At 67.1% G+C, this 1613-nt stretch carries 2 protein-coding genes; both read right to left on the reverse strand.

Translation table 11 applies throughout. The annotated features are described in order from the left end of the window. Window positions 1-61: 61 nt before the first annotated feature. A complete protein-coding gene (locus ACZ7IB_RS49230; protein ID WP_470921906.1) occupies window positions 62-964 on the reverse strand; it encodes a transposase in 903 nt (300 codons plus the stop codon). A 157-nt stretch (window positions 965-1121) separates the two neighbouring features. Beyond that, window positions 1122-1472 (reverse strand): hypothetical protein, encoded by a 351-nt coding sequence (locus tag ACZ7IB_RS49235; protein ID WP_470921908.1) that lies wholly within the window; start codon window positions 1470-1472, stop codon window positions 1122-1124. Window positions 1473-1613: the final 141 nt, after the last annotated feature.

Consider the following 1613-nt stretch of genomic DNA (forward strand, 5'->3'; position numbering starts at 1 on the left):
ACGAGGTTGTGAGCGAATGCGTTCGGGGCGTGCTGGCCTGAGCGTTCGGCTGGTGGGCGGTTCAGCAGGCCGTCATGCTGACGGGCACGAGTTCGGTGCTCGGCTTGCGTCGGGTGGCGCGCTGGGCAGCGCGGTCGGAGACCAGGCTGGCGATGGCACGGTGGGTCGCTGGGTAGTGCTCGCGCCGTCCGAGGAAGCGTTGCAGTGGGCGCCATTGCTTGTGCTCGGCATTGGCGTGTTCGACGCAGATCCGCGCTGATGACTGGCGGCGTCGCATCTCGCGCCAGGCGTACTGCTCGCCGAGTGGGGCATCCTCCTTCGGTTTCTTCGGCGGGGCGCTGACCTGGTCGGGGAACTCGTTGGCCAGTCCTCGGTAGCCCTCGTCGACCTCCGCCTTCACCTGCGAGTGCAGGCGGAGCTGCTCGGCGATGCCCTCTGTGCGCATCGCAGTCTGGTCATGCATGCGGCCGGGCCGGTCGGCCCCGGACCACAGGGTGCGGCCCTGGGAGTCGCTGATGGTGGTGGTCTTCATGGTGTTCTGCTTCTTCTTGCCGGAGACGAACGCGCACCGGCCAGGCCAGTGCGCCTTGGGGCGGCGGACCTGGGTCTCGGTGCCGTCGATCCGCAAGGTGATGTTCTCGGCGGCGGCGTAGGCGAACACGTCTGCCAGCGTGCGCAGCCGCACCCCTGGCCGGTCGGGAACGGCGAAGCCCCGCTCGGCCAGCAGCGGGCGGATCTCCCCGATCGCCCGGGTGATGGTGGACCGCTCCAGGCCGTACAGCTCCGCAAGAGCGGCGTGCGGGAGCTGGTGACGCAGGTGGACCAGCGTGACCAGCACCCGGTCGGTGAACACCAGGTCGTGCTTCGGCCCGGCGCCCGGCTGCTGCCTGCGCTTTCCGCCTCGCCGCTCCTGCAGCGCGGACTGACAGCGTGCAGTCCATGGAGCGGCCAACTCCTCGATCAAACCGCCGAGATGCGCAGGGGAAATACCCGTGAAGGCTGGATGGGACAAGGCCGCACGGGCCCATTCCTTCGTCGTCACACACGAGGAACCCGTGCGGCCGCCTCCACGTCACGCCCGACTTCTACCCCATCCCAGTTGATCTTTGCCGGGCTGGGTCTCATAGCCATCGCATGGCTGCCTCGACGCTGTCGTCGATGCTGGTGTTGAACGCGATAGCGGCCCCCGGCGCATGCTGCCGGACCAGGTTCACGACCTGCTCGAAGAACGTCAGCAGAGGTTCAGGCTTGCGTATCCCACCCCCGATGACGACGACGTCCCAGTCTCGTTCGGACAGCGCCGCGACCACCATGGACTCGGCAGATTCGTCCGGCGCAATCAGCGTCGTGGAAGCATCGACGGCATGTTCGCCAAAACGGGCCAGTTCCTTGTCCAGGACCGCGCGCATGGCGTCCCCGTCCATACCAGGCACTGTGTGCGGGTCGAAACCGAGAATGAGAGCAGAAGGCATGCTCTGCATGACGATCAGCTGCCCGTGCCGGTTCCCGTTGCATGAAGCCGTTATCTGGGTGGCGACATCACCTGAGACTCCAGGCCCTACCCACGTCGGTGACGACTCCGCGTGAGCCGGGAACTTCGCTCACAGCCTCGT

This window comes from Streptomyces sp. NPDC037301 (assembly GCF_055602785.1).